This is a genomic window from Spongiactinospora gelatinilytica (assembly GCF_003236385.1).
Lineage (GTDB): Bacteria > Actinomycetota > Actinomycetes > Streptosporangiales > Streptosporangiaceae > Spongiactinospora > Spongiactinospora gelatinilytica.
This window is the reverse complement of the sequence record NZ_POUA01000774.1, coordinates 1-920: the sequence shown is the minus strand read 5'-3', so window position 1 is coordinate 920 and position 920 is coordinate 1. Positions and strand designations below refer to the sequence as shown.

General features: G+C 67.0%; 1 protein-coding gene and 2 pseudogenes. All 3 read right to left on the bottom strand.

The features are described 5' to 3' along the window. Positions 1-292 (bottom strand): DDE-type integrase/transposase/recombinase (locus C1I98_RS39330; RefSeq protein WP_158558420.1); only part of this gene is annotated, 292 nt, incomplete at its 3' end. 53 nt (positions 293-345) lie between these two features. Next, positions 346-438 (bottom strand): annotated as a pseudogene (locus C1I98_RS45965) (IS3 family transposase); the annotation flags it as partial. Positions 439-707: 269 nt separating this feature from the next. Then, positions 708-902, bottom strand: a pseudogene (locus tag C1I98_RS45960) (transposase); the annotation flags it as partial. Between the last annotated feature and the right edge of the window lie 18 nt (positions 903-920).

Sequence of the window (920 nt, the reverse complement as noted above, 5' to 3'; positions counted from 1 at the left end):
CGCCGACCTGATCAAGCCGTTCAGCGTAGCGGATGGAAGTGTATTGAACTCCCCTATCCGAATGGTGAACGAGGCCACCGACGTCACCTCCACCAGACCAGACCGCCATTTCCAGGGCATCGAGTGCCAGGCCGGCGCCCAGGTGGTCGGCGACCTGCCGGCCGACGATCCACCGCGAGTACAAATCCTGCACGAACGCGGTGTAGACCCAGCCGTCCGCGGTCGCCACATAGGTGCTGTCCGCGACCCATCGACGATCCGGCCGGTCCGCGGTGAAGTCGCGTTCCAGCACGTCACCCGGATGATCCTGGCCGGGGATAGTGGTGCGGGCCGCTTGCGGCCCGCCGTCACCCCAGCGATCCCCAGCCCGCGCATCAGCCGCTCGACCGTGCACCGGGCCACCGTGATCCCCTCCCGACAAAGCTGCCCCCACACCTTCCGCGCCCCAAGACCGCGTCCCCGGGCCGTTCCACACCCGCAGAATCTCTCCTTTCAGGTATCCGTCTCGGGCCGCACCAGCCGACGGACTCACCCCCGCTTCTTGGCCGCCCGATATGTGGACGACGAAACTTCCAACACGGCACAGATCGGCTCCACACCGAACTGTTCACGATGGGTATCGATGAACTCGACCAGCGCGGCAATCCGGGGTCGAGCTCCCGGGCGAAATACGCCGACGCCGCTTTCAAGATCTCGTTCGCCCGCCGCAGCTCACGCACCTCACGTTCAAGCTCCCCGATGCGCTGGGCATCGGACGTCGTCCGGCCCGGACGCCGCCCGTCATCGACCTCGGCCTGCCGGATCCACGTCCGCAACGCCTCCCGACGCACCCCGAGCTTGTCTACGACCCGGGCGATCGCGCCTGTCCGCTCGCCCGTCTGCTCACGAAGCTCAAAGACCATCCGAACCGCACGTTCACG